Below are 22,237 nucleotides of genomic sequence, written 5' to 3'. Positions count from 1 at the left end.
CGTCGATTTCAAAACTCAATAAAGAAATTCAGAATGGCCAATCCGATGAGTGTCAATCCCGTGATGAGATTTTCGTTGTGTTCAAACCAATGAGCATTCACTAATCGTAATCCGCGACCTGCCACGGTCACCATCAAGAGCATTCCGGCAAGGGTGATCACATTATAGATCAACGCCACTAAGCTCAATGCCTGCCATCCCAACGCTCCTGCACTCAGAAAATAAGCATTGATTTCCATGCAGGGGGATAAAAACATACCAATGCATAGCGAAAACAAGAGCGTAGTGAAGGATTTTCCCTGTTGCTTTTGTGCGTCAATGTGTTCGTGAGAATGTTGATGACGCAAATGCTGCATAAGATACCACAGACCCAACATCAGCAATACGGCAGGAATGACGCTTTCGGCCAATTCGTGGTAGTTTTCGGAGAGTTGGTAGCCGGCCATGCCCACGATTAGACCCAAAATGGTCGTGCTGACTGTATGAGCCAATCCCGCCAGACCCGTAACCATCAACGTGCGACTTTCGGGCCAACGCTCGGTTTTGCCAATCGTGACAAAAGGCAGCCAATGGCTGGGAATCAGCGCGTGTAAAATGCTCAGGATCAGGGAGCCGATAATAATTTGATTCATAATTGTTATGTTTTTTCAGATGTAAAGCTTACGATTATATTCAATGGCCTTTACTGTTTAATATAAAGCTGTTTCCGACTAATAGTTAGTTGTATATACTGAATGTGAGTGTTTAAGAGAAATATTGAAAATGAGCTTTTTTGAATGAAGGAATTGAATTGAAATTTTGATTTTGCATATTTAATTTTGTTTTGTGTATTTTTGTGTCTTAAAACAGAATTAAACGTTGATTATTATTTCTAAGTCAATCATCCGGGAATTTGGGTTAAAACATGCTGATGCACACGATGCTTTGAATGATTGGTACGATATTGTATCCGGAGCAGATTGGTCAAATCTGAATGACATAAAACAAACTTTTAATTCAGTTGACTATGTGGGTAATGAGCGTTATGTTTTTAATATCAAAGGCAATCGCTATCGACTTATTACGATGATTTTTTTAGATATTCGCACCATTTTTATTCGTTTTATAGGGACTCATGCTGAATATAACAAAATTGATGCAACTACCATTTAAGTTATGATAACGACATTAAAAACTGAATCAGAGTATCAACAAGTCATGTCTGAGATTGAGGTTTTATTAAAAAAAGCTACCCATAACGGTGGTTTTGAAAGCCTGACACCGGTTGAAACCGAACATTTACGAATACTGTCTTTACAAGCAGAAGCTTACGAAGATGCTATTCCAATTATGCCTATACAAATACCCAAACCTCAAACGCTTTCTGAAATGTTGAATCTTAAAATGTTTCAGTTAAAACTTAAACAAAAAGAGTTAGCGGCTTTGCTTGATATTACACCTACCAGGCTCTCTGAAGTCATGACAGGGAAGCGAAAAGTCAATATGGATTTAGCAAAACGCCTGTATCAAAAGTTAGCCATTGATCCTACTTTTATTTTGGAACATGCTTAAAACTCTTCTCGTTTTTTTATAGTCTCAAAATAGGTATGTAACGCTTTTTTACCAAAAGTATAAAACACAACGGGCGTTACAATAATATCCAACAACGTACTCGAGAGCAGGCCGCCCAAAATGACCGTTGCCACGGGATAAAGTATCTCTTTGCCTGCGGCTTGCGGATCAAGTGTAAGAGGAATGAGCGCCAACGCCGCCACCAACGCCGTCATTAATACCGGAACGAGCCGTTCGAGCGAACCTCGGATGATCATAGACGCGCCGAATTCTTCGCCTTCTTTTTCCACCAAATGAATGTAGTGCGAGATCATCATGATTCCGTTTCGACTGGCAATCCCCGTCAGCGTAATAAAACCAACCAGCGTAGCGACCGAAAAAGTGCCCCCCGTAAGCATGACCGCCACCACGCTTCCGATCAATGCCAATGGAATATTGAGCATGATCTGCAATACCATGCGGACAGATTTGAAATGCGTATAAAGCACCAGAAAAATGGATAAAACCGAAAAAATAGCCAAAAAGATAATCAGTTGAGAAGCAGATTCCTGGCTCTCAATTAAGCCCGAATACACAATAAAATACCCTTGAGGCAACTGCACCTTGTTCATTTTTTGCTTGATCTCTTCAACGGTACTGCCCAAATCGCGACCCGCTACATTGGCTGAAACCACCATGCGCCGTTGGGTATTTTCGTGTACCACTTGGTTGACCGTAACGGTTTGTTCGATGTCGGCAATTTGGTGCAACGGGATCAACTCACCTTCGGGCGTAGCGATCTGTGTATTTCGGATGGCTTCCAAGTTGCTGCGTTCGCGCTCGTTGGTGCGAATCAGAATATCAAACGATTTTTGGCCTTCGTAGATTTGCCCGGTTATTTTTCCATTATAAAATACTTCCAATTCTTCTGCGACCTTACCGGCCTGTAAGCCAAAACGTTGGAGATCATTGCGTCGAATCCGAATCAATAATTGAGGAACGAGCGTTTGTCGTTCAATGGCAAGGTCTGTAATGCCTTGGATGCCTTGCATATTCGCCTGCACTTTCTGCGCGGTGTTGCGTAATTCGGTCAAATCATTGCCGTAAATCTTCAGCACGACCTGCGCCTGTACGCCCGATAACAAGTGCTCAATACGGTGAGAAATCGGCTGACCGACACCAACAGAAACGCCTTTTAGAACGCTTAGTTTTTTACGAATATCGGCAATGATCTCGTTGCGGGTACGCTCAACATTGGGTTTTATCGTAACGTCAATTTCAGACCGACTTACAGGCTCAACGTGCTCATCCAGTTCGGCGCGGCCCGTTCGGCGACTGGCGTACTCCACTTCGGGAATTTGCAGCATCAATTTTTCGGCCAGTGTTCCGATCTTATTGGATTCCTGAAGCGACGTGCCCGTTGGCGCAATTAAATTGACCGTAAAAGCGCCTTCATTAAAAGGAGGCAGAAATTCGGTTCCGAAAAAAGGAATGGTGCCTAATGAAATCAAAATCAATACAATAGCTGAACCGATAATGGCCTTTGGGCGATTGAGCGACCAATGAAGCAATTGTGTATCTTTCTTTTTTAACCATTTGACGAGTGATGTGTCGGTCTCCGAAGCAGTTAAATTGGAGGAAAAGAAACCGGTAATGCTTTCCCAAAAACCTTTTTGCTCTTTTTCGACTTGCTGACTTCCGGTATTTAGTTTTAAAAAATAACTGCACAGTACGGGCGTAAGCGTAAGAGAAACAAACAAAGAAGCAGTAATGGACGTAATATAAGCAATGCCCAACGGCGCAAAAATGCGGCCTTCGATGCCTTCCATGTAAAACAACGGTATAAAAACCAACACCACAATAACCGTTGCGTAAACGATGGAATTACGAACTTCAGAACTTGCTTCGTAAACTATTCTTAAAGTAGGTTTGGGGTTTTCAAGTTGTTGATTTTCGCGCAATCGACGAAAGACGTTCTCCACATCCACTATGGCATCATCCACCAATTCACCAATCGCAATGGCCAAGCCTCCCAATGTCAGGGTATTAATGGACAGATCAAATGCTTTGAAGATCAGAGCGGTAATAACCAACGAGACCGGAATGGCCGTTAAGGTAATCAGGGTAGTGCGGAGATTCATTAAGAATAAAAACAGCACAATAACAACCAAAATAAATCCATCACGCAGCGCTTCTACCACGTTGTCGATGGATGTTTGGATGAACTTGCTTTGCTGGAAAATATACGGATTGATCTTAATGTCTTTGGGCAATGATTTTTGAAGTTCACTGCATGCTTCCTCAACTTGTTTTGTCAGCCCAACGGTATTAGCGCCGGGTTGTTTTTCTACGGCCATGATTACGGCGGGTTTTCCATTGATGCTGCCGTCACCTCTTTTAAAGGCGGCACCAAATTTCACTTCCGCCACTTGCGACAATAGAATTGGCACACCTCCCTGACTTGTTACGACGGTATTGGCCAGATCTTCCAACGATTGGGCACGACCAATATTACGGATCAAAATCTCACTTCCGTATTCATAATAGAAGTTGCCCGACGTATTTTGCGAAGCTTTCGACAACGCATTTTCCACTTGGTCTAAACTTACATTGTACTGTTTGAGGCGTTGGCTCGAAACCTGTACTTGATATTGACGGCGCTCACCGCCGATCGGAATGACCTGAGATACTCCTTTGATACTTAAAAGCCTGCGCCGAATGCTGAAATCTGCCAACGTTCGAAGGTCAGCGGGATTAGTGGTGTCGGCGCTGACGCCCACGTACATGATTTGGCCCATGACCGAACTTATCGGCCCCATAATGGGCGTAATGCCGTTGGGCAATTGTACGGTTTGCAGCTTTTCGGCTACCAACTGCCGGGCTTTGTAAATTTCAATATCCCAACCAAATTCCACAAAAACCATCCCCAAGCCGATGGCCGAAGTACTTCTGACAATCTCTACCCCCGGGGCGCCGTTGAGAGCCGTTTCGACCGGCAATACTACCTGCGTTTCTATTTCTTCGGGAGCTAATCCGTTGGATTCCAAAAAAATAGTAACGCGTGGACGATTCAAATCGGGCAAAACGTCGATGGGAAGGTGAAGGCTTACATACACTCCGTACACCAATAGCATCGCCGATAATGCAATGACCAATAGGCGGTTACGAAGTGAGAATTTTATTATTTTATCAAGCATTTTTTATTTATCTAATCATGAAGACTGTTTTTTAATTAGACGCAAGAAGGGCAGACGCAAGGCCTGCCCCTACGGCCGAATGTCAAATCACTGTAGGGGCAGGCCTTGCGTCTGCCCTACTGATTCAGAAAGATCATTTTTAATTGGTACGCCGAGGCCACTACTACTTTATCGCCGTTGTTGATACCTTTGAGAATGGTGGTAAAATCGCCGTTGTTGTGCCCCGTGGCTACGTATTCAATTCGATAGATTTCGGGAGATTGTTTTATAAATACACACGGTTTTCCATTGTGCTGACTTAAGGCTGAATTAGGCAAAGCCAATGTGTTTCCATTCGATTTTCCCTGCACGCGTATTGTTACAAACTCGCCGATCTTAAAATCTCCATCGGGGTTTTCAACTTCAAAAAGCGCTTTTTGGGACTGATTGGCATTGACGGATTGAGCCGCTGAAAGAAGCCGAACGCGCGTTGTACGATGCTGCCCTGCTTCGCGTTGGCATATTACCTCATAGCCATTGGCCGAAAGCAGGCTTTCTGCATCTCGCTCAAACACCTGAGCTTCCACGTATACTTTAGACAGGTTCGTGAGTTGGAAAACGGTGTCGCCCGTGCCGACCGTAGTGCCAATGGCAACGGTGAAGGGTGATACCAAACCGCTGATGGGCGCAACGAGGGGAAAACGACGGTGAGTGCCTTTGCCGCCTTGCGCAATGTCATTGAACACTTTAAGGTTTTCTTCGGCTTTTTGCAGTCTGGCTTCGGCTTCTGATACATCTCTTTTGGCGGCAATGTCTTCAATTTTTTTGAGGCGGTCGTAGTCTTTACGAGCCACGGAAAGCTCGGCTTCGAGCGTGTTGCGTTCGGCTTGGAGGCTGACCAACGCCGTTGCATCAAGCGTTTGCTCAACAACAGCTAATGTCTGCCCTTTTGATACTTTTTGTCCAACCCGAACATTCAAGGATACAATTCGCCCTGATTGAGGAGGCTGTACTACCGCAAGGCCGGTAGAAGAAGGGATAACAGTGCCGTTGAGCTGTGTAGTAGGCAGAAAACCGCCCGCATTTACTTGCTGAGTCAATACTTCAAATAAGAATTGGGTTTCTTTGGGAACCTCAAATTCGTCGGTTAACGTCGCTTTCGCTTGGCTTTTATTTTCTCCTTCATGGTCGTGATCATGGTCATGTTGCGCCACGACAGGTTGATAATGAGCCAAAGGCAAAAGACAGAATCCCATAATTAAAATGATCAGTAACGTACGGTTGCGGCTTTTCAATACCAGAAACATCACCAATAAACCGACCAAAAGCCCTCCGCCAAAAATAGCCCATGTTTGCCAATTTCCTAAGGCAGTTTTCCAACTGCTCTCTTCCTCGTGCGCGTGTTCTTCTTCGTCATGTCCTACTTTGATGCCTTTCAAAAGCAGTATGTCATCGCCATTACTTCCTTTGATTTCCAGCGTCAATGAAAAGGTTCGTTCCCGCGAAAAAGTGGTTAAAACCTCATATATTCCCGCTTCTTTGGCTGTGAAGGCAAATTTGGCTTTACTGTCCAATGACGTAGACAGCTTTAAAACAGCACCCGCAATGGCTCGATTTGTGGTAGGGTCGGCCAAATAAACAGTCATCTTTTCGGGCTCGTTGGCATGAAGATGTTCGTATTTCAACACTACTTCATATTTGTCGGAAACAGCCTCGGATTTCTGCATTTTTACTTCTTCTGTCGCCGCCGCTTCTTCGCCATGACTATGGCCGTGGTCATGATCGTGGTCGTGTTGAGCATAAGCGGAAGGAGTTAGGGAAAATGAAGCAATTGCAGTTGCGATAACGAGTATCAGTAAAAAAATGCCTCGTTGTCCCTTATGTCTTGCCTCCTCCACTTTAAAATGGTTAATTTTCATAGTGTTCCCGTTAAATAATTGATGGTCAGAATAGATTGATGATAATTTCGCAGGGTTTCCAGGTAGCGCAGTCGGATACCGTAAGCGTCGTTGGTGGTTCTAAGAAAATTGATGTAGTCGGTTTGGCCGCTTTCAAAAAAACGCCGTGCGGTAGTTATAATATCGTTGGCTTGCTGTAAGGCAACGGTTTCGTAAAAATTGAGTGAATTTTTAAACTTAACGGCATCGCCTTGGCTTGCCTGCAAATCGACCGAAAGCGCGTTGGTTTGCGCTTCGGTGCGTTGACGAGCTACTTCCTGCCCCGTTTGGGCGGCAGCAATGCGACTTTTGTATTGTCCTGCCCACAGCGGAATACTTACACCTGCTCGCCAGCGAAGTCCCAAATTGGTTTCTTGGGTGCCTTGGTTGTAATAGCCTACCATAAATCCGGGCAGGGCATTGGCTTTTTCTACATCGAGTACTTTTCGGTTTATGATTTCCTGTTGTTTGGCCGTTTCGATCAAAGGGTTTTGCGAAATAGCTTCCGGTTGCAAATCAGGGCGTGGCAAGCCGGTAAGTGGTAAAACGGCAAAACCTGTTTCTTGTCCTTTGCTCATTAATAGTGCCAATTGACTTTTACGTATTGTCAGTTCCTGCGAAGCAACAGCTACTTGATTTCTTAAATCAGCGGATTGGGTTTCGGCAAAAATCAGGGCCAGTTTATCAATGGTACCGGCCTCAAAATTACGTTTGGCCGCTTGGCTGATTTGTGCATAAACACTGTCTTGGCTTTGTAATTGTCGGAGATATATTTCCGTAAACTGTATGGCCAAATACGCTGTTCGAACGCTGAATTTAAGGTCGTTTTCGGTAACGGTTTTTTCCTTTTGAGCCAATACAACTTGCTGTCGTTGCAGTTTGGCCTGTTGGGTATAAACTGTAGGAAAACGAAAACTTTGCTGAACGCCTAAAGTGTAAAAATTACCGGTAGGGCTATCCAACGTAATATCAGGATTCGGAATATTGCGGGCTGAGCGCACCAATTGTTCATTTTGCCGCACCACCAAGCCCGAAGCTTTCACCGCAGGACTGTTTTTGAGGGCAGCGTCTACCGCTTCATTGGCGGTAAGAATAGTTTGGGCAAAAGCCGAAAAAGCAGGTATGGAAAACAATGCCCATGCCAAACCCCAAAGGATTTTCTTTTGCATGATTGAATGGGTAAATGATAAAATAGGAAAAGCGTTCCGGTAAGCACAGAACGTAGATTGTCATTGAAGGTCAATGAATTGGAAGGAGTTTTAAATCAAAAAAGATTGTACCCAAGCCAAAAGGGAGCGCCCCAACGTTCGTCGAAATACGCTTGTTGGTAAAGGAGAAATGTGAATTTCCGAAGAAAAGCCGGTCGCTTTAAAAAGAAACGAGTATGGTAAAGCAACTTGAAGAAACGGAGTAATTACGACCGAAATAACCGAAGTTTTTTGTGGGGTTTCGGCGTAGAAATGAATAAAACTTGCTTGTTCTTCTGAGTGTGAAGTATGAAAACCCGAATCGGTGTGTTGGTGTTCGTGCGATTCGGGATCTTGATGATGATCGTGTTCGCAGGAAGTATTAATCCAATTGGTGAGAATGTGTTGGTGCTTTCCGTGTTCCTCGCATGAATGTTCCAGCACTCCATAGCCATTGCCCGCCCAAAGAACGAGAGCTGCCATAGTAAATGCCAAAAATTGTTTGAAGGTTTTCTTCACCGGTGCATTAAACAGTTTTAGCAAAAGTAACCTAAAATACGATGCAACAGGGAGTCAAAAAGAAAAAATCACTTTACGGCCACGATAACCATGAATGAAACCGAGTCGATGATTGTCTAAATGATTTTATAGTTTCGGTATTCGCCGATGTACCAACCGGTCAATTGAGCTACCCACATCTTAAGTCGGTATTTCAGGCTTAGATTTTTATGAGAGAGATCATGACTGAACTGCCAATTTTGATGTTTCAGTCGTTCGTGCATTACGCTTGGGTGCGTACTCTTAAACTTTGCCAACGAATCAATTTGTGAATAATCAAATCCTTCAGAAGAGATATCCACGGGTTGTTCGTGTTCGCTCTCATGCCAATATTTATGAATATGCAGGTGTTTTTCCTGCATTACGCGTGGATCTTTTACCCACCCATAATGATAAATACTCGCCTCAATGGGCTTAACACGTAATTTTTGATTATCGTCTTTGCGGAATCCCTGAGCGTCGCGGTAAGAATAAATGCCCTTCTTGTTCTTAACTACTCGGATCTCATTTCGGTACCATTTAGGCGAATCGCCTACGTAGTCATAAGAGCCGTAAAAATGAATGTAATTGAACAACAACCCATCTACTGCGTTATCGTCTTTCCAACGTTGCATAGCTGCTTTAATGGTTGGGAGGTCTTTTTCGTGAATTACTTCGTCTCCCTGAATGTAAAATGCCCAGTCTGATTTGGCCGAAATTGCCTGAAATGCCTTGTCTGTTTCTTTGGCATATACCGTTCCACCTTCTCGCAATGACTCGTCCCATACAGTTTCGATGATACGGATTTTGTTGGGGTCTATCCGGCGAATAAGTTCGAGCGTTTCATCTTCACTTTTTCCAACGGCCACCACAAAATCATCGCAAATAGGTAAAATTGAGGTGATTGCCTCAACAATCGGAAAGTCAAATTTGACAGCATTGCGGATGAAAGTGAAGCCTGTTATGTGCATAGTATTTCTGTTATTGCCACAAAGGTAAGGGCTTTCTTCCGCTTTATGGCCTTTTTCGTCCGTTTCAAAAACCTTCACTTTGACATTTGTCATAGGTAGAGTTGTTTTGAATCGTAATCATTGCCAATACAATAGGTACTTAGTCCATACAGCGTAATGAAAATAGCCCTTTTTATCTCTATCCTTGTTCTCTCATTTACCGATGGGCTTTTCAGCCAGATAGTTATCAAGGATGTAAATGAAGCAATTGAATTGGCCCGTAAAAATAACCTCGACCTTCAGATCTCGCGTCAAAACTCCCAAGTGCAGCAATGGAATGTAACAACCGCCAAAGGCACTCGATTGCCGCAATTGAAATTTACGACCGCTTTTGACTATAATTTTCTTTTACCTACTCAATTGATTCCCGCGCAGTTTTTCGGCGGCAAAGAAGGAGAGTTTCGCAGTATACAATTTGGGGTTCCGTACAATCTTACGGCGGGTTTGGAAGGAAACATACCTATTTGGAATGCAGGACTGAAACAGGATGTGGAGATCGCCAAAGCCAACCAAAAAATAGGGAATATACAAACGTTGGTATTGCAGGATGATATTAGTACCCAAACTGCACGCCTCTATTTTGCAACGATATTTACAAAGCTATACATTGATATTACTCAACAAAATCTCACCAATACCGACAGCATTGTCCGCATAGCCTCCGAGCGCAAAGAAAAAGGATTGATCGATCAATTGGAATACAACCGCGTACGCTCCACTCGTCTGACCATAGAAGATGTACTTCATCAAAATGAAATGGCGTACCGGAAAAACTTGAATCAGTTAAGGTTAATCGTTGGCGATTCAACGGCTTCTGTGATAACCTCACCCCCGGCCCCTCTCCTTAAACAAGGAGAAGGGAGCTATAAGGGAGATGAACTCCCTTCTCCTTATGCAAGGAAAAGGGCCGGGGGTGAGGTTCCCCGACTCCAACTTCGTGCTGCCCAGTTTTCATTGGCGAAAGAGCAACTTAAAAAAGAACAAAAGCTCAGGTTACCAACGCTTTCGGGGTATGCGCGCTATTCGGAACAGGCGCAGCGAAATCAGCTGAATTTTTTGAACTTCAATGAGAAATGGTTCGGAATAGGGGTAGCTGGGCTGCGATTTGAAGCGCCGATCTACAGCGGCCGCATTCGTGAAAGCGGTATAGCGCGTGCCCGTGTCAACGCCGAAGTCGCTCAAATGCAGCTGGACAATGAACACCGCAAGTACGATTCCGAAACGCAGGATTTGCTCATCACCTACGATCAATCACTGAACTCGCTCAAGATCAACCGAGAGGCCTATCAATTGAATGAAGAAAATATGAAATTGGTGCTCATCAAATACAAAGGAGGCATCTTGAGTTATGATCAATACCTCAATGTTTTCAACGAAGTACTCAATGCCCAAAACAAATACCTGCGCACGTTGGCGGATGTGATGATCAATGGTAAGTTGTTAGAAATAAGGGCTTCCTATTAGCAGTAATATTTGATATTAGATGTTAGAATTGACTATAAAATGAAAAAGATACCGGTTTTCCGCTTCGTAAAGGCCTATTGTACAGCAGGGATATTGTTGACTATGTGTTTCTTTCTCACTTCCTGCAATCAGAAAGCCGAAATTGCATCGCCAACCTACAAAGACCTTACAGAAGCGGTATATGCTTCCGGGAATGTATTTCCTAAAAACGAGTACAAAGCCGTTGCCAATGCTGATGGTTATTTACAGCAACAGTTGGTCAACGAAGGCGATGTGGTAAAAGAGAATCAGTTGATGTTTTCGCTCGAAAGCCTTTCTCAGGATGCTCGTGGCGAAGCGGCAGCCAATATCTACCGACAGGCCGAAGCCAATTATGCTGATAATTCCCCCGTTTTGGCCGAATTGGAAGCGGCACTGCGCAATGCCCGTACAAAGCTTGAAAATGATTCAGTGAATTACGTGCGCTATAAAGCATTATATGACCAAAATGCAACGGCTAAAGCCGACCTTGAACGCGTAGAATTGGCCTATCGTACGTCCAAAAATGATGTGTCGGCGCGCCAAAAAGCGTTGGCACGAACTAAAAGCCAATTGTACGTGGATCTGCAAAATACGCGTTCCAATTTTCGGGTCAATGTCCGGGAAGCAGATAACTATCGTATTCGCAGCATTGAGCCGGCACGGGTATACGAAATATATAAAAAAGTAGGCGAGTTGGTTCGGAAAGGCGAAGCCATTGCGCTGCTGGGAAATCCAAACGCGGTGTATTTGCAATTGGCCGTGGACGAGACCGATTTTTCCAAACTTAAAGAAGGTCAAGAGGTATTGATCAAAATGGACGCTTACGGCGACAAAGTGTTTAAAGCTAAAGTCATCAAGATATATCCAAAGCTTAATAAAGTAGATCAATCGTTTCGGGTAGATGCCGATTTCATAGGTGAAAGCCCCTCCGCTTATTATGGTCTGACGGTCGAAGCCAATATTATTATTTCCCAAAATCCTAAAGCATTGACCATTCCTAAGGCGTATTTAGTAGGTAATGACAGTGTATGGATTGAAGAAGGAAAAGAAAAGAAAAAAATAAAAGTGCAAAAAGGCGCCGAGAATTTTGAACTGGTAGAAATAAAAGGCGGCCTAACGGAGAAAAGCGTTTTGGTAAAAGAGTAACATGAAAATGAAGCAAGAGCCACTTTAAAGAGAACAGATAGATTATTTCAGCATGATAAACTAAAATTTCAATGCCTGACTATACTCAAATATTCGACGGAGAACAGCCAATCACCAAACATGAGTTTGAAGATTGGCACAAAAAAACTGTCCTTGAAATGATCATTAAAAAACCGACATCATCTGTTGGGTGGGCTGCAAAAGCCCTGAATTATTTTTTAAAAACAACGGTCAACATCGCAGGTTTTGGACGTCCCGATTTGGTAAAATGGATTCATCCACTGATCGACAGAGGCTTGTGGGAAGGAATCGAAGATGCTTATAAAGACCGACTTGATATTTTGGAAAAAACCCATTATCGTCAAAAAGAGAAAGACATTGTGACTTACAACGATTACAGAATCATCATTGAAGGCATGGAAATCATTGCCAAAGAACGTGGGTATTTACTGATCGGGGTAGAAGAGTTTCGGGAAGAAAGATGCAATGGAAAATTTGAGATACTATGAACCTGAATCTGTCTTTCCAAATCGCTAAAACCCACCTTTTAGCCAAAAAACGCCAAACGTTGGTAGCCATGTTGGGTGTCACGTTTGGAATAGCGATGTTTATCGTGATGATAAGTTTTATGCAGGGTGTTAACCAATTTTTGGAAGACTCTGCATTGGATGCCAGCCCGCACGTTCGTATCTACAACGAAGTTAATACCCAACGCGAAAGCATTCTTGATGCCGCCGATAAAAAAAACGGCCATATAAATATCGTTTATCACCAAAAGCCAAAACAACAGTTGGCCCGCATTAAGAACGGCCTTCAAATGGTCAATATGATTGAGCAAATGCCCGGCGTATTAGGTGTATCGCCCGAAGTGAGTTCTCAGGCTTTTTTTAATAACGGTCCCATTCAGATTTCAGGGGTGATTGCGGGTATTGATTACCCGCGTGAAAATCGCCTTTATAACCTTGACAACAGGATAAAAACGGGCAGTTTCAAATCGCTTTTGGCCAATCCCAACGGCATTGTCGTTGGAGCTACTCTGGCTCGTAAACTGAACGTAGGTGTAGGCGACAAAGTCAGCGTAACCACACCGCTCGGCGGGAATCTTACGTTAAGAGTAGTCGGTACTTTCGGCTTTGGGATTGGTACGGTCGATAATATCCGTTGTTACACAAGCATCAGTACGGTTCAGGAGATATTGGGCAAAGATGCGAGCTACATCACCGACATTCATATCAAAATGAATGATCCGTTGCAGGCCATTACTTTTGGCAAATCGCTGAGCAAACAATTTAATACTTATACCGAAGATTGGTCTACGGCCAATCAGGCTATTTTAGCGGGTGAAAAAATCCGTAACGTAATGACGTTTGTGGTCTCGATGACGCTATTGGTAGTGGCCGGATTTGGGATCTATAATATCATGAACATGAACGTTATCAATAAACTCAAAGACATTGCTATTCTGAAAGCGACCGGTTTCGGCGGGAAAGATGTAGTGGCGGTGTTTTTATTGCAGGCCATCATCATTGGCTTGGCGGGAGGATTGTTGGGTTTGGGAATAGGATTTGGTATCAGTTATCTTTTATCCATAACTCCCTTTAATACCGGCGATATGATCAGTCTCAAAACATTTCCCGTCATTTTTCGAGCCGAATATTATGTGATGGGGTTGGCCTTTGGGTTGATTACCACGGTGTTGGCGGGCTATTTTCCTTCCAAAAAAGCTGCTAAAATTGATCCCGTAGCGATATTAAGAGGCTAAATAGCGTAATGATTACGGAAAGTATTTATAAATATCTTTTCGATGGTCAAATGTTACAAAGTATACGGTATTGTCAACAACATTTAAACCGATACGATAATCACCGACCCGAACGCGATAATACGTGGTATAGCCCGTCAATTTTTTGATTTTGGGAATGTCCTCTATGGTTTCAGCATTTTCCACAGAGATAATAACCTTATAGATGGAATCCTGTAAAGCTTTATCCTTCAGCTTTTGAAGTTGTTTCAGAAAACTTGCTTTAAATTCAACGGTCATTTACCCAGTGCTTTCATGATTTCATCACGGCTTACGTTGGAGGATTTCATTCCTTCAGAAATATTGTGAGCAATAACATGCTCCTCAAATTCTTTAGAACTCAAATAACGAGCGCGGATGCCTAATTTTTTGGCAAGTTCCATAAGAATTTTCAAATCATTTTTTGATTCACTTTCGAAGAGTGCCGCTGTCATACGTATCTGTTTTTGCAAAAATAATCAAAAGTTAAACACTAACTATGAGTACTGTTCTTCAAGCCGGCCATATCAACAAATACTTCTACGAGCCTGAAAAGTTTCAGGTGTTGCAAAACGTAAATTTTGAGGTAAAAAAGGGAGAGTTCTTATCTATTATCGGCAAATCCGGCTGCGGTAAATCCACCTTACTCTATATTCTCTCCACCATGGACACCGACTATGAAGGCAACTTAGAAGTAAACGGCAGTCGCCTCACAGGACTGAGTCAAGATCGCTTGGCTGATTTTCGCAATGAACATTTGGGGTTTGTATTTCAGTTTCACTTTTTATTGCCTGAGTTTACGGTATTGCAAAACGTGATGTTGCCTGCGCAGAAATTGGGAAAATACAGCACCAAAGAAATTGAAGCACGTGCCTACGAAAAATTAAAGCTGGTCAATATGGAAGAGTACGCCCGTAAACAATCGTCGAAGCTGTCAGGTGGACAACAACAGCGTGTAGCCATCGCCCGTGCGCTTATTAACGACCCCACCATCATTATGGGAGACGAGCCGACGGGCAACCTCGACAAAGCAAATTCGAATTTAGTGTTTGATATTTTTCGCAAAATTTCTCACGAAAACCACCAAACCATTATCACCGTCACCCACGATCCCGACTTCGCCAAAGGCGGTGACAGAATCATTGAAATGTCAGATGGAAAAATTGTGAGCGGATGGTAAGTAAATGCATGATTTTCAGTTTATTATTCCACCAAATGTCCCACAAACTGTGCAGTATTGTCAATGATTTTCCCACCTCGGCGGTAACCTAAACCGCAGGCGTCGCCGGCCCAAAATACGCCTGCCTGATAGCGTTGGCCTAACGCATCACGCGGGAATTCTACGTATTCCTGGTATACTTTTTCGTAATCACCATAGTCACCATCAGCGGCGGTGATCACGGTGCCATTGGTTTCCAGAATACGCACATTGGCACCTTCCCGGCCAAAGAGCACTTTTTCCACACTTATTTTATTGGAAAGAGGCTGCGAAGTGGTTGGCAATAACAACGGGTGATTTGGATATAAGTCCCACAGTAATTTCAGAATGTATTTCGATTGAAACAGCAATGTATAGGCAGGATTGATGATCATTGCTTTGCCGTTTTTAACGATGCTTGTCAGCAACTCGGCCAATTCGGGTTCTTCGTAGCCGATGTATTCCCACGGTACTAATTTAAACCAGAAATCAAATTGCTCAAATTGACCGTTTCGGGGATTTTGCTTGAAAATGCCTTCCGTTGGAGTAAATTCGACTTCATCCATGTAGCTGAATTCCACATCAAAACCCGCCTCGCGTGCAGCTTCACCCAGTACCGCCACGTTGGTGTCATCTTCAGGGGCGTCGCGCATGGTCGAAAACAACAGCGTGGGCGCAAGGTGCATATTGCGGCGACGTAATTCGGCAAACTGCGCTTTCAACGCTTCGTAAACGTTGTTGAACTGCTTGCTTTCATCCATAGTGTTGGCCTTGAGGTGCGCCCATTGAACTACGGCCGTTTCAGGAATACACGTAGCGGTATCAGCGTTGAACTCAATAAGTTTGATGGGTTCTCTGCTCACGCCACCGGCTAAGTCAAAGCGCCCATAGATATGCCAATGGCGGTCGTCTTCCCAAGAAATTTTGATCAATTCAATAAGGCTTTCGGGAATACCCATTTCTTTCCAAAGATTACGATCAATCGCGTGTTGAGCGGCCTCTGCGTAAATTTCGTACAGCTCATTGGCGGCATTGTAATATGCTTCGGCCTCATACGATTTAACGGTAACGACTTCATTGGTCAGATAAGGCAATGTATCTGCTCCCAGCATCCAATCCCAGCCAACATTGCGTAATTGAGCTTCAGGACTATTATTTAAATATCGTGTATTTATCATTTGTATATCAATTGTAAATTTGCCGAAGGAGAAATTGCTTTGCGACTTTGCCCCTCATGCCTCTCTGCGTAAAAAAACTACCCGCCAAAACTCCGTCCGCTGCGGCTGAAAAATCCACTGCGACTGCGACTTGGACGTGCCGCTACGCTTTTGCGATGGCTATGATAACTTTCGTGAATCCCTGCTGAACGCTGATAAACAGCAGAATTGGCATAGGCTCCTGAACTATAACCGCGCTCACGACCTTCATTATAAAATTGAGAATTGTTGTTCCGTCCCAACATATAGCCCATTCCTCCCCAAAGCAATGCATTTGACAAAGAACTGCTGTGGTGATGATGCGAATGATAATGATTAGGGTTGCTATAATACTCGCGGGTTGTGGAATCGGTTTTAACCAGATTTTTCGCCTCGTTGACGGTCAATGTATCGCGCCGCCCGTCGTAATAACGCACAATGGCGCCCGCTTCCGCATCGCTGTTGACGGCTACCTCGTCCGTAATTTTAAATTCTCCCGGCTTTAATTCTGTAATATATGTTTTTACCGGGCGTCCTTTGTAAGGCGTTTCCTGTTGGTCGTTGTCGTCGGATGAACTGCTGCAACTTTGAAGCATCATGCCTCCGTTTAATAATGCCACCGTCAGGGCAGCGCCGATTGTAATTTCTTTGACAGTCTTAACGACCGCTCCTTTGCGTTTAGGTGTCATGTTTGAAAAGATTGGGTGATAATCAATGTAAAGTTAGTGTTTCGTGGCTGAAAAGGGAGAACAAAGATAAGGCATTGATTTAAAGGCCTGCAACCGAAATCGGATGAGCAGTCTTTTTCAGGAAAGACGCTCTTGTAAACAGTGGATGAACGGTAGTTGTCGCTATGCATGTGACGGTTTGAACGGGGTGTCCTGCCCGTCGGACGCATAACCATTACCAACCATTCCTGTGCATGTTCGGAGAAAATCGTTCAAAAGAAATGATTATTAATAATCAGATAGGCAAAAACGAATAAATAGCCTTTCCTTACCATTTTTAGCATTAAAAATACCGTTGAGAGTAGCTTTAAAAGGTTTTCACCCTATCTTTACGCCTGGTTTTAAAAAAACGTTAATTCACTAATAAATTCATAATCCCAATGAAAATTACCGTAGTAGGAGCAGGAGCAGTAGGCGCAACCTGCGCTGACAACATCGCTCGCCGTCAGTTGGCTCAGGAAGTGGTATTGCTCGACATCAAAGAAGGCTTATCGGAAGGAAAAGCTTTGGATATGTTTCAAACAGCTACTTTGAACGGATTTGATACTAAAATCACCGGTTCGACCAACGACTACGAAAAAACCAAAGGTTCGGAAGTAGTTGTAATTACTTCAGGAATTCCCCGTAAGCCGGGCATGACGCGCGAAGACCTTATCGGTATCAACGCAGGTATTGTAAAAGGAGTGGCCGAAAATATTTTGAAATACTCTCCTAAAGCCATCATTATCATTGTTTCCAATCCAATGGATACCATGACCTATTTGGCATTTAAAGAATTGGGATTACCTAAAAAACGCATCATCGGAATGGGTGGTATTTTGGACAGCGCACGTTTCAAAACGTATTTGTCGCTGGCCATGAATGTCTCTCCTAACGACCTTCACGGAATGGTAATTGGTGGACACGGTGACACAACCATGATTCCGTTGACTCGTCTGGCTACTTATAACGGTATTCCGGTAAGTCGTTTCTTATCCGAAGAAAAACTGCAACAGGTAGCTGCTGATACAATGGTAGGCGGCGCCACATTAACCAAAATGATCGGTACTTCAGCTTGGTATGCACCGGGTGCAGCCGTAGCGACATTGGTAGAAAGCATCGTGCGCGACCAAAAACGCATTTTCCCTTGTTCAGTATTTCTTAATGGAGAATACGGCCAAAAAGACATTTGCTTGGGCGTACCTGTAGTGATCGGTGCCGGCGGTTGGGAAAAAATCGTTAGCCTGCGTTTGAGCGAGTCTGAAAAAGCAACATTTGCTAAATCAGCGGATGCCGTTCGTACTATGAATAATGTACTTTCGACCATATAATTGGCGTTATACAAATAGCAAAAGAAAGCGGGGTGCCTGATGTACCTCGCTTTTCTTTTGGGTAAAAACAGGGTTAAGTGGTCTTTATTACTAAAAAATAAGGTTGCTGTTCATGAAAAAAATCATCTTATATTCACTCCTTTTGTCGTTCACTTCCTCATTCGTGGGACAAGCGCAAAGCCGCCCCATGACCGAAGAAGATTATTATCGAATCGTTACACTTCCTGTTCCCGAAAATATTCAACTCGAAATAGGCGGCTTGTCGGTATTGCCCGATGGGCGCTTGGCGGCATCTACCCGCCGAGGTGAAGTATGGATGATCAATAATCCTTACCTTAAAGGTTCCGGACAACCAACGTATAAGCGATTTGCACACGGCTTGCATGAACCACTGGGACTTCTATATCGTCCTGACGGCTCCTTTTTACTTTCACAGCGTGGAGAAATTACGCATTTGGTGGATTCAGACGGAGATGGTGTAGCGGATGTATACGAGTCGTTTTACAAATGGCCTTTGTCGGGCAATTACCACGAATATTCATACGGGCCTGTTTTGGCTCCTAACGGAGATTTGCTTGTTACGCTCAATCTGGGTTGGATCGGCCACGGTGCGAGCTTGGCAAAATGGCGCGGTTGGTTGCTGAAATTCGACGATAAAGCCAACATGAAACCCATCGCAACGGGTCTGCGCTCGCCGGCAGGGTATCTTGCACTGAAAAGTGGAGACATATTTTATACCGAAAACCAAGGCGACTGGGTAGGCTCCGGCCGCATGACTCATTTGGAACCGGGAGACTTTGCCGGTAACGCTGAAGGACTTGTTTGGAGTCAACAACCGGAATCACCGGTTAAATTAAAACCGTCCGATATTCCGGATACGGGAGAACCTTTGTACGAAGTAGCTAAACGGGTACCGGGATTGAAAGTGCCTGCGGTGTGGTTTCCGCATACGTTAATGGGAATTTCTACATCAGACATTGCCGAAGACTTAACAAAAGGCGCTTTCGGGCCTTTTGAAGGGCAGTTGTTTGTGGGCGACCAAGGGCACAGTAAGATCATGCGGGTAATGCTCGAAAAAGTAAAAGGCCGTTGGCAGGGGATTTGCTTTCCTTTCCGTGAAGGATTTCAATCGGGTATTTTGCGCATGGTTTGGGGATTGGACGGTTCGATGTTTGTCGGTCAAACCAGTCGCGGTTGGTCTGCTACGGGCAAAGACCCTTTTGGAGTTCAGCGATTGGTATGGACAGGTCAAACGCCTTTTGAAATGAAAACGGTACGTTCTATGCCGGACGGTTTTGAGGTAGAATTTACGTTGCCTGTTAATAAAAAAACAGCTCAAGATCCTGCCTCCTATCAATTCAATTCATTTACCTATAAATACCACCACATATACGGAAGCCCTATTATCAATGCTTCTGAGCGGGCCGTGCGTCACATTATTGTGTCGGAAAACGGAATGAAAGCCAGAGTTGTGTTGGATAGTTTAAAATTAGGTTATATCCATGAGATCAAAGCTGAAGGAATTCGTTCGGCAGCGGGTTTGCCATTATTGCATAACGTGGGTTACTATACTCTGAACGAAATAGCAGATGGTGATAAGATTCCGGCGTCTCAGTGGACTGCCAATGTACAAAAACCCGCAGCAGAAATCGCAACGGCTCATAGTGGTCATACCATGCCTGCCGTCTCACCAAGTGCATCCACATCAAAAACGCCTAGCACCGCCAAACGGAATGTTGATCAACCTGCCGACTGGACAAATGGCCCGGATCAAGTAGTAACACTCGGTACAGTACCGGGGTTGAAATTTGATGTAACGCAGGTACAGGTAAAAGCAGGCAGTAAAATAAAATGGGTGTTTAATAACAACGACGATATGCTTCACAATTGCGTGATCGTAAAGCCGGGCATGGCTAATCCTGTAGGAGAAGCCGCTATCAAATTAGGGTTGAAAGGCTCTGATATGCAATATGTTCCGAAGTCAACCGGCGTTATTTTTCATACAAATATCCTGCAACCCGAAACAAGCGAAGCGATTTACTTCGTAGCTCCTAATGAACCGGGCGACTATACTTTCTTATGTACGTTTCCGGGGCATCATACATTGATGCAGGGTAAATTGAAGGTGACGAAATAAAGTGCAACCGTCTGTTGGGTTTCGGAAGAAACGGTAACCCGACTGACGTGTGATAGAAGAATTAACTAAAAACGTCAGTTAAGTAATCTTAGCTGACGTTTTTAGTTACCGAAAGGAAGATTTTATTGACGTGTACGATTCTGCACCTCTAAAGGAGTAAAATCCTTGAATGCGCGGCCGATGGCCTTATCGGTGGCTTCTTTTTTATTTTCCCAACCCGCATCCAAGTCAAGTGTAACCAGTCCTTTTATGGAAAGCGCTGCTTTGAATTCGTCTCGTTTTCTGGCATAATCAACTTGACGGCGAGCGGCTTTGAGAGCGTATTCCCGGGCAAAAACGTCGCCTTTGTTCTGGATCTCAATTTTTTTCTCCAGTACATAATTATACCGATCCAACAGATCGCGCAGAGGCTTTCCAATGACTTCGGCAGCTTCTAACGCCCCAATGGTCACAATGGTGGTACCACCCACGGCCGATACAATGGATTTGGTTTGCGCCTCTTTGATAATAGCCGGTGAAAGCCCTGTGGTGGCTCCCAATCCTGCATTGAGCATGGAGCGGTTTTTTTTTCCTTTCTTTGCTTTCAGATACGATTTTTTCAATTCCTGCTCTTTTTCACTGAGTTGCGTTACCAAGTTCCAGGCTTCTACCAATGCCGCTCGGTACAGGTCATAGTATTGACGGTCTTTTTCAGCTTCATTGATGGCGTTAAGAATCGTGAACCTAACTTTACGCTCATCCCGATTTTGCTCTTTATCAATGACGAAAAACGTGATCTGAAACGATAACGAATCATAAGGATCTTTGACAAAATCGTAATTAGGCGTCCAAATGAATTCGTATTGATTGGGAGTATTGCGTACCAATGTACTGCCGGGAACTTCGGGATTGTCTGTTACCAGATCGAAAGCCGCAATATCATCGTCGCCGTTAGGATCAGATAAGAAGAACTTAAGGTTAATGGTAGAATTTTCCTTCGACTTAAAATAATCCCCCTTCGGAACTTGGATAATGCTTGGCGGCAAATCCATCTGAGTCGCTTCTATTTTGAGTCGTCCTTTGGCGCGCGCTTTGCCGGGTTGATCTTCCACAAAGAAATCCACAAAAATAGGATTGGCTTTCAGGTTGTTAAATTGCGTAAGCGAAGGTTGCCATGTTAACTCTCCCGCTGAAGTAAGTTTTGCTCCTTCCGGTAAAGTCTCAGTAACGGGAATAATGACCAATGGATCGCTGTCGTCATCTTTAAGGGCATTTGCATCTATTTTATAGACATTCTGCGTGCGATTTTGTACATAGAAAGGTTTTAGATCTTCGACTCGCGGCGGGCGGTTGACGTGAAAAACCTTTAACTCCACCGAGCGCGTAGTGGTTTCGTTTTGATTGTTGCGTGCTTCAAAAATAACCTGAATGGATTTCTGGGTATTGGTGCGGTCGGCCAAATCGTAGGAAGGAACCCATTCAAAGCGCCCGGTTGAATCAAAGAGCATTCCTTCAATTTTGCCTTGCATGATGATAAACGTCGTGGAGTCACCTTTGCCTCCCGACGTCTTTAACTTAAATTCTAAACGACTTCCTTCCGATACCCAATTCCAGTTAGGTTCGGTTGGGATTTCGATTTGAAAATTGGAACGATTGTCCTGTGCTCGGAGTAATGTGTTAGAGAAAAGAAACAGCAGGACAAGGAAATGAACTGAGTATTTCATAATAGCAGCTAAATTCTCATCTGATTTAATTAAACGCAAAATTAAGCCTTTGATTTTACGCCACCCTAAAAAATTGCTTTATTTCTGCATTAATCTAAGCGTGAATTTAAAAATGACGGTGATTAATTGTATAATTTTAAGAACGATTTTAAAATCATGCGATCTTCTTAGGCTTCT

General features: G+C 43.8%; 20 protein-coding genes. 9 read left to right on the top strand and 11 right to left on the bottom strand.

Going from position 1 to position 22,237, the window contains the following annotated elements; genetic code table 11:
• Positions 1–8: 8 nt before the first annotated feature.
• Entirely contained in the window at positions 9–632 is a 624-nt protein-coding gene (locus tag ACQY73_RS18830; RefSeq protein ID WP_428653716.1) for a hypothetical protein, read from the bottom strand.
• Between the two features lie 226 nt (positions 633–858).
• Between ACQY73_RS18830 and ACQY73_RS18825 the strand changes: the two genes are divergently transcribed.
• Positions 859–1,152 carry a type II toxin-antitoxin system HigB family toxin gene (locus tag ACQY73_RS18825; protein ID WP_428653713.1) on the top strand — a complete coding sequence of 98 codons (294 nt, stop codon included), beginning with the start codon at positions 859–861 and terminating at the stop codon, positions 1,150–1,152.
• 3 nt (positions 1,153–1,155) lie between these two features.
• Positions 1,156–1,551: a helix-turn-helix domain-containing protein gene (locus ACQY73_RS18820; RefSeq protein WP_428653711.1), complete on the top strand. Its 396-nt coding sequence runs from the start codon at positions 1,156–1,158 to the stop codon at positions 1,549–1,551.
• Here the strand turns inward: ACQY73_RS18820 and ACQY73_RS18815 are convergent.
• The 5 genes from ACQY73_RS18815 to ACQY73_RS18795 all read right to left on the bottom strand — a co-directional run bounded on the left by ACQY73_RS18815 (position 1,548) and on the right by ACQY73_RS18795 (position 9,338).
• A complete protein-coding gene (locus ACQY73_RS18815) occupies positions 1,548–4,727 on the bottom strand; it encodes an efflux RND transporter permease subunit (protein ID WP_428653709.1) in 3,180 nt (1,059 codons plus the stop codon). The two genes, ACQY73_RS18820 and ACQY73_RS18815, sit on opposite strands and share 4 nt — an antisense overlap.
• Before the next feature lie 116 nt (positions 4,728–4,843).
• Entirely contained in the window at positions 4,844–6,625 is a 1,782-nt protein-coding gene (locus ACQY73_RS18810; protein ID WP_428653707.1) for an efflux RND transporter periplasmic adaptor subunit, read from the bottom strand.
• Entirely contained in the window at positions 6,622–7,812 is a 1,191-nt protein-coding gene (locus tag ACQY73_RS18805; protein WP_428653705.1) for a TolC family protein, read from the bottom strand. Before ACQY73_RS18805 ends, ACQY73_RS18810 begins: the two co-directional genes overlap by 4 nt.
• Before the next feature lie 90 nt (positions 7,813–7,902).
• Positions 7,903–8,313: a hypothetical protein gene (locus ACQY73_RS18800; RefSeq protein WP_428653703.1), complete on the bottom strand. Its 411-nt coding sequence runs from the start codon at positions 8,311–8,313 to the stop codon at positions 7,903–7,905.
• A gap of 152 nt (positions 8,314–8,465) precedes the next feature.
• Positions 8,466–9,338 carry a glycosyltransferase family 2 protein gene (locus tag ACQY73_RS18795; protein ID WP_428668497.1) on the bottom strand — a complete coding sequence of 291 codons (873 nt, stop codon included), beginning with the start codon at positions 9,336–9,338 and terminating at the stop codon, positions 8,466–8,468.
• 156 nt (positions 9,339–9,494) lie between these two features.
• Here ACQY73_RS18795 and ACQY73_RS18790 point away from each other — a divergent pair, with 156 nt between their 5' ends.
• The 4 genes from ACQY73_RS18790 (at position 9,495) to ACQY73_RS18775 (ending at position 13,770) form a co-directional block, all read left to right on the top strand.
• Positions 9,495–10,841, top strand: a complete 1,347-nt coding sequence (locus tag ACQY73_RS18790) for a TolC family protein (RefSeq protein WP_428653701.1) — start codon at positions 9,495–9,497, stop codon at positions 10,839–10,841.
• 39 nt (positions 10,842–10,880) lie between these two features.
• Positions 10,881–12,008: an efflux RND transporter periplasmic adaptor subunit gene (locus ACQY73_RS18785; protein ID WP_428653699.1), complete on the top strand. Its 1,128-nt coding sequence runs from the start codon at positions 10,881–10,883 to the stop codon at positions 12,006–12,008.
• A 71-nt stretch (positions 12,009–12,079) separates the two neighbouring features.
• Positions 12,080–12,517: a hypothetical protein gene (locus tag ACQY73_RS18780; protein ID WP_428653697.1), complete on the top strand. Its 438-nt coding sequence runs from the start codon at positions 12,080–12,082 to the stop codon at positions 12,515–12,517.
• Positions 12,514–13,770: an ABC transporter permease gene (locus tag ACQY73_RS18775; RefSeq protein WP_428653695.1), complete on the top strand. Its 1,257-nt coding sequence runs from the start codon at positions 12,514–12,516 to the stop codon at positions 13,768–13,770. The genes ACQY73_RS18780 and ACQY73_RS18775 overlap by 4 nt, the downstream gene beginning before the upstream one ends.
• Positions 13,771–13,782: 12 nt before the next feature.
• On the opposite strand, the gene ACQY73_RS18770 is transcribed toward ACQY73_RS18775, so the two are convergent.
• Positions 13,783–14,049: a type II toxin-antitoxin system RelE family toxin gene (locus ACQY73_RS18770; protein WP_428653693.1), complete on the bottom strand. Its 267-nt coding sequence runs from the start codon at positions 14,047–14,049 to the stop codon at positions 13,783–13,785.
• On the bottom strand, positions 14,046–14,243 hold the full coding sequence (locus ACQY73_RS18765; RefSeq protein ID WP_428653691.1) for a hypothetical protein: 198 nt from the start codon (positions 14,241–14,243) through the stop codon (positions 14,046–14,048). The genes ACQY73_RS18770 and ACQY73_RS18765 overlap by 4 nt, the downstream gene beginning before the upstream one ends.
• Before the next feature lie 44 nt (positions 14,244–14,287).
• Here ACQY73_RS18765 and ACQY73_RS18760 point away from each other — a divergent pair, with 44 nt between their 5' ends.
• Positions 14,288–14,968 carry an ABC transporter ATP-binding protein gene (locus tag ACQY73_RS18760; protein WP_428653688.1) on the top strand — a complete coding sequence of 227 codons (681 nt, stop codon included), beginning with the start codon at positions 14,288–14,290 and terminating at the stop codon, positions 14,966–14,968.
• A 23-nt stretch (positions 14,969–14,991) separates the two neighbouring features.
• Here the strand turns inward: ACQY73_RS18760 and ACQY73_RS18755 are convergent, their stop codons facing one another.
• Together ACQY73_RS18755 and ACQY73_RS18750 are read right to left on the bottom strand one after the other, a co-directional pair.
• A complete protein-coding gene (locus tag ACQY73_RS18755; protein WP_428653686.1) occupies positions 14,992–16,164 on the bottom strand; it encodes a glutathionylspermidine synthase family protein in 1,173 nt (390 codons plus the stop codon).
• Positions 16,165–16,241: 77 nt separating this feature from the next.
• Positions 16,242–16,871 (bottom strand): hypothetical protein, encoded by a 630-nt coding sequence (locus ACQY73_RS18750; protein ID WP_428653684.1) that lies wholly within the window; start codon positions 16,869–16,871, stop codon positions 16,242–16,244.
• 419 nt (positions 16,872–17,290) lie between these two features.
• On the opposite strand from ACQY73_RS18750, the gene mdh reads away from it, so the two are divergent.
• Positions 17,291–18,220, top strand: coding sequence for a malate dehydrogenase (gene mdh / locus ACQY73_RS18745; protein WP_428653682.1), 930 nt, complete (start codon positions 17,291–17,293; stop codon positions 18,218–18,220).
• 112 nt (positions 18,221–18,332) lie between these two features.
• Positions 18,333–20,357 (top strand): plastocyanin/azurin family copper-binding protein, encoded by a 2,025-nt coding sequence (locus tag ACQY73_RS18740; protein ID WP_428653680.1) that lies wholly within the window; start codon positions 18,333–18,335, stop codon positions 20,355–20,357.
• A gap of 122 nt (positions 20,358–20,479) precedes the next feature.
• Here the strand turns inward: ACQY73_RS18740 and ACQY73_RS18735 are convergent, their stop codons facing one another.
• Positions 20,480–22,060, bottom strand: a complete 1,581-nt coding sequence (locus tag ACQY73_RS18735) for a hypothetical protein (RefSeq protein ID WP_428653677.1) — start codon at positions 22,058–22,060, stop codon at positions 20,480–20,482.
• Positions 22,061–22,237: the final 177 nt, after the last annotated feature.

The sequence above is a fragment of the Runella sp. genome, from assembly GCF_965279615.1.
Taxonomy (GTDB): domain Bacteria; phylum Bacteroidota; class Bacteroidia; order Cytophagales; family Spirosomataceae; genus Runella.
The sequence above is the reverse complement of the archived record's forward strand: the minus strand, read 5'-3'. Positions and strand labels throughout refer to the sequence as shown.

Excerpts from the sequence above, each read along its gene's own strand:
- ACQY73_RS18830 (WP_428653716.1), bottom strand. The coding sequence starts at position 632 with ATGAATCAAATTATTATCGGCTCCCTGATCCTGAGCATTTTACACGCG.
- ACQY73_RS18820 (WP_428653711.1), top strand. The coding sequence starts at position 1,156 with ATGATAACGACATTAAAAACTGAATCAGAGTATCAACAAGTCATGTCT.
- ACQY73_RS18815 (WP_428653709.1), bottom strand. The coding sequence starts at position 4,727 with ATGCTTGATAAAATAATAAAATTCTCACTTCGTAACCGCCTATTGGTC.
- ACQY73_RS18810 (WP_428653707.1), bottom strand. The coding sequence starts at position 6,625 with ATGAAAATTAACCATTTTAAAGTGGAGGAGGCAAGACATAAGGGACAA.
- ACQY73_RS18805 (WP_428653705.1), bottom strand. The coding sequence starts at position 7,812 with ATGCAAAAGAAAATCCTTTGGGGTTTGGCATGGGCATTGTTTTCCATA.
- ACQY73_RS18800 (WP_428653703.1), bottom strand. The coding sequence starts at position 8,313 with ATGGCAGCTCTCGTTCTTTGGGCGGGCAATGGCTATGGAGTGCTGGAA.
- ACQY73_RS18795 (WP_428668497.1), bottom strand. The coding sequence starts at position 9,338 with ATGCACATAACAGGCTTCACTTTCATCCGCAATGCTGTCAAATTTGAC.
- ACQY73_RS18790 (WP_428653701.1), top strand. The coding sequence starts at position 9,495 with ATGAAAATAGCCCTTTTTATCTCTATCCTTGTTCTCTCATTTACCGAT.
- ACQY73_RS18785 (WP_428653699.1), top strand. The coding sequence starts at position 10,881 with ATGAAAAAGATACCGGTTTTCCGCTTCGTAAAGGCCTATTGTACAGCA.
- ACQY73_RS18780 (WP_428653697.1), top strand. The coding sequence starts at position 12,080 with ATGCCTGACTATACTCAAATATTCGACGGAGAACAGCCAATCACCAAA.
- ACQY73_RS18775 (WP_428653695.1), top strand. The coding sequence starts at position 12,514 with ATGAACCTGAATCTGTCTTTCCAAATCGCTAAAACCCACCTTTTAGCC.
- ACQY73_RS18770 (WP_428653693.1), bottom strand. The coding sequence starts at position 14,049 with ATGACCGTTGAATTTAAAGCAAGTTTTCTGAAACAACTTCAAAAGCTG.
- ACQY73_RS18765 (WP_428653691.1), bottom strand. The coding sequence starts at position 14,243 with ATGACAGCGGCACTCTTCGAAAGTGAATCAAAAAATGATTTGAAAATT.
- ACQY73_RS18760 (WP_428653688.1), top strand. The coding sequence starts at position 14,288 with ATGAGTACTGTTCTTCAAGCCGGCCATATCAACAAATACTTCTACGAG.
- ACQY73_RS18755 (WP_428653686.1), bottom strand. The coding sequence starts at position 16,164 with ATGATAAATACACGATATTTAAATAATAGTCCTGAAGCTCAATTACGC.
- ACQY73_RS18750 (WP_428653684.1), bottom strand. The coding sequence starts at position 16,871 with ATGACACCTAAACGCAAAGGAGCGGTCGTTAAGACTGTCAAAGAAATT.
- mdh (WP_428653682.1), top strand. The coding sequence starts at position 17,291 with ATGAAAATTACCGTAGTAGGAGCAGGAGCAGTAGGCGCAACCTGCGCT.
- ACQY73_RS18740 (WP_428653680.1), top strand. The coding sequence starts at position 18,333 with ATGAAAAAAATCATCTTATATTCACTCCTTTTGTCGTTCACTTCCTCA.
- ACQY73_RS18735 (WP_428653677.1), bottom strand. The coding sequence starts at position 22,060 with ATGAAATACTCAGTTCATTTCCTTGTCCTGCTGTTTCTTTTCTCTAAC.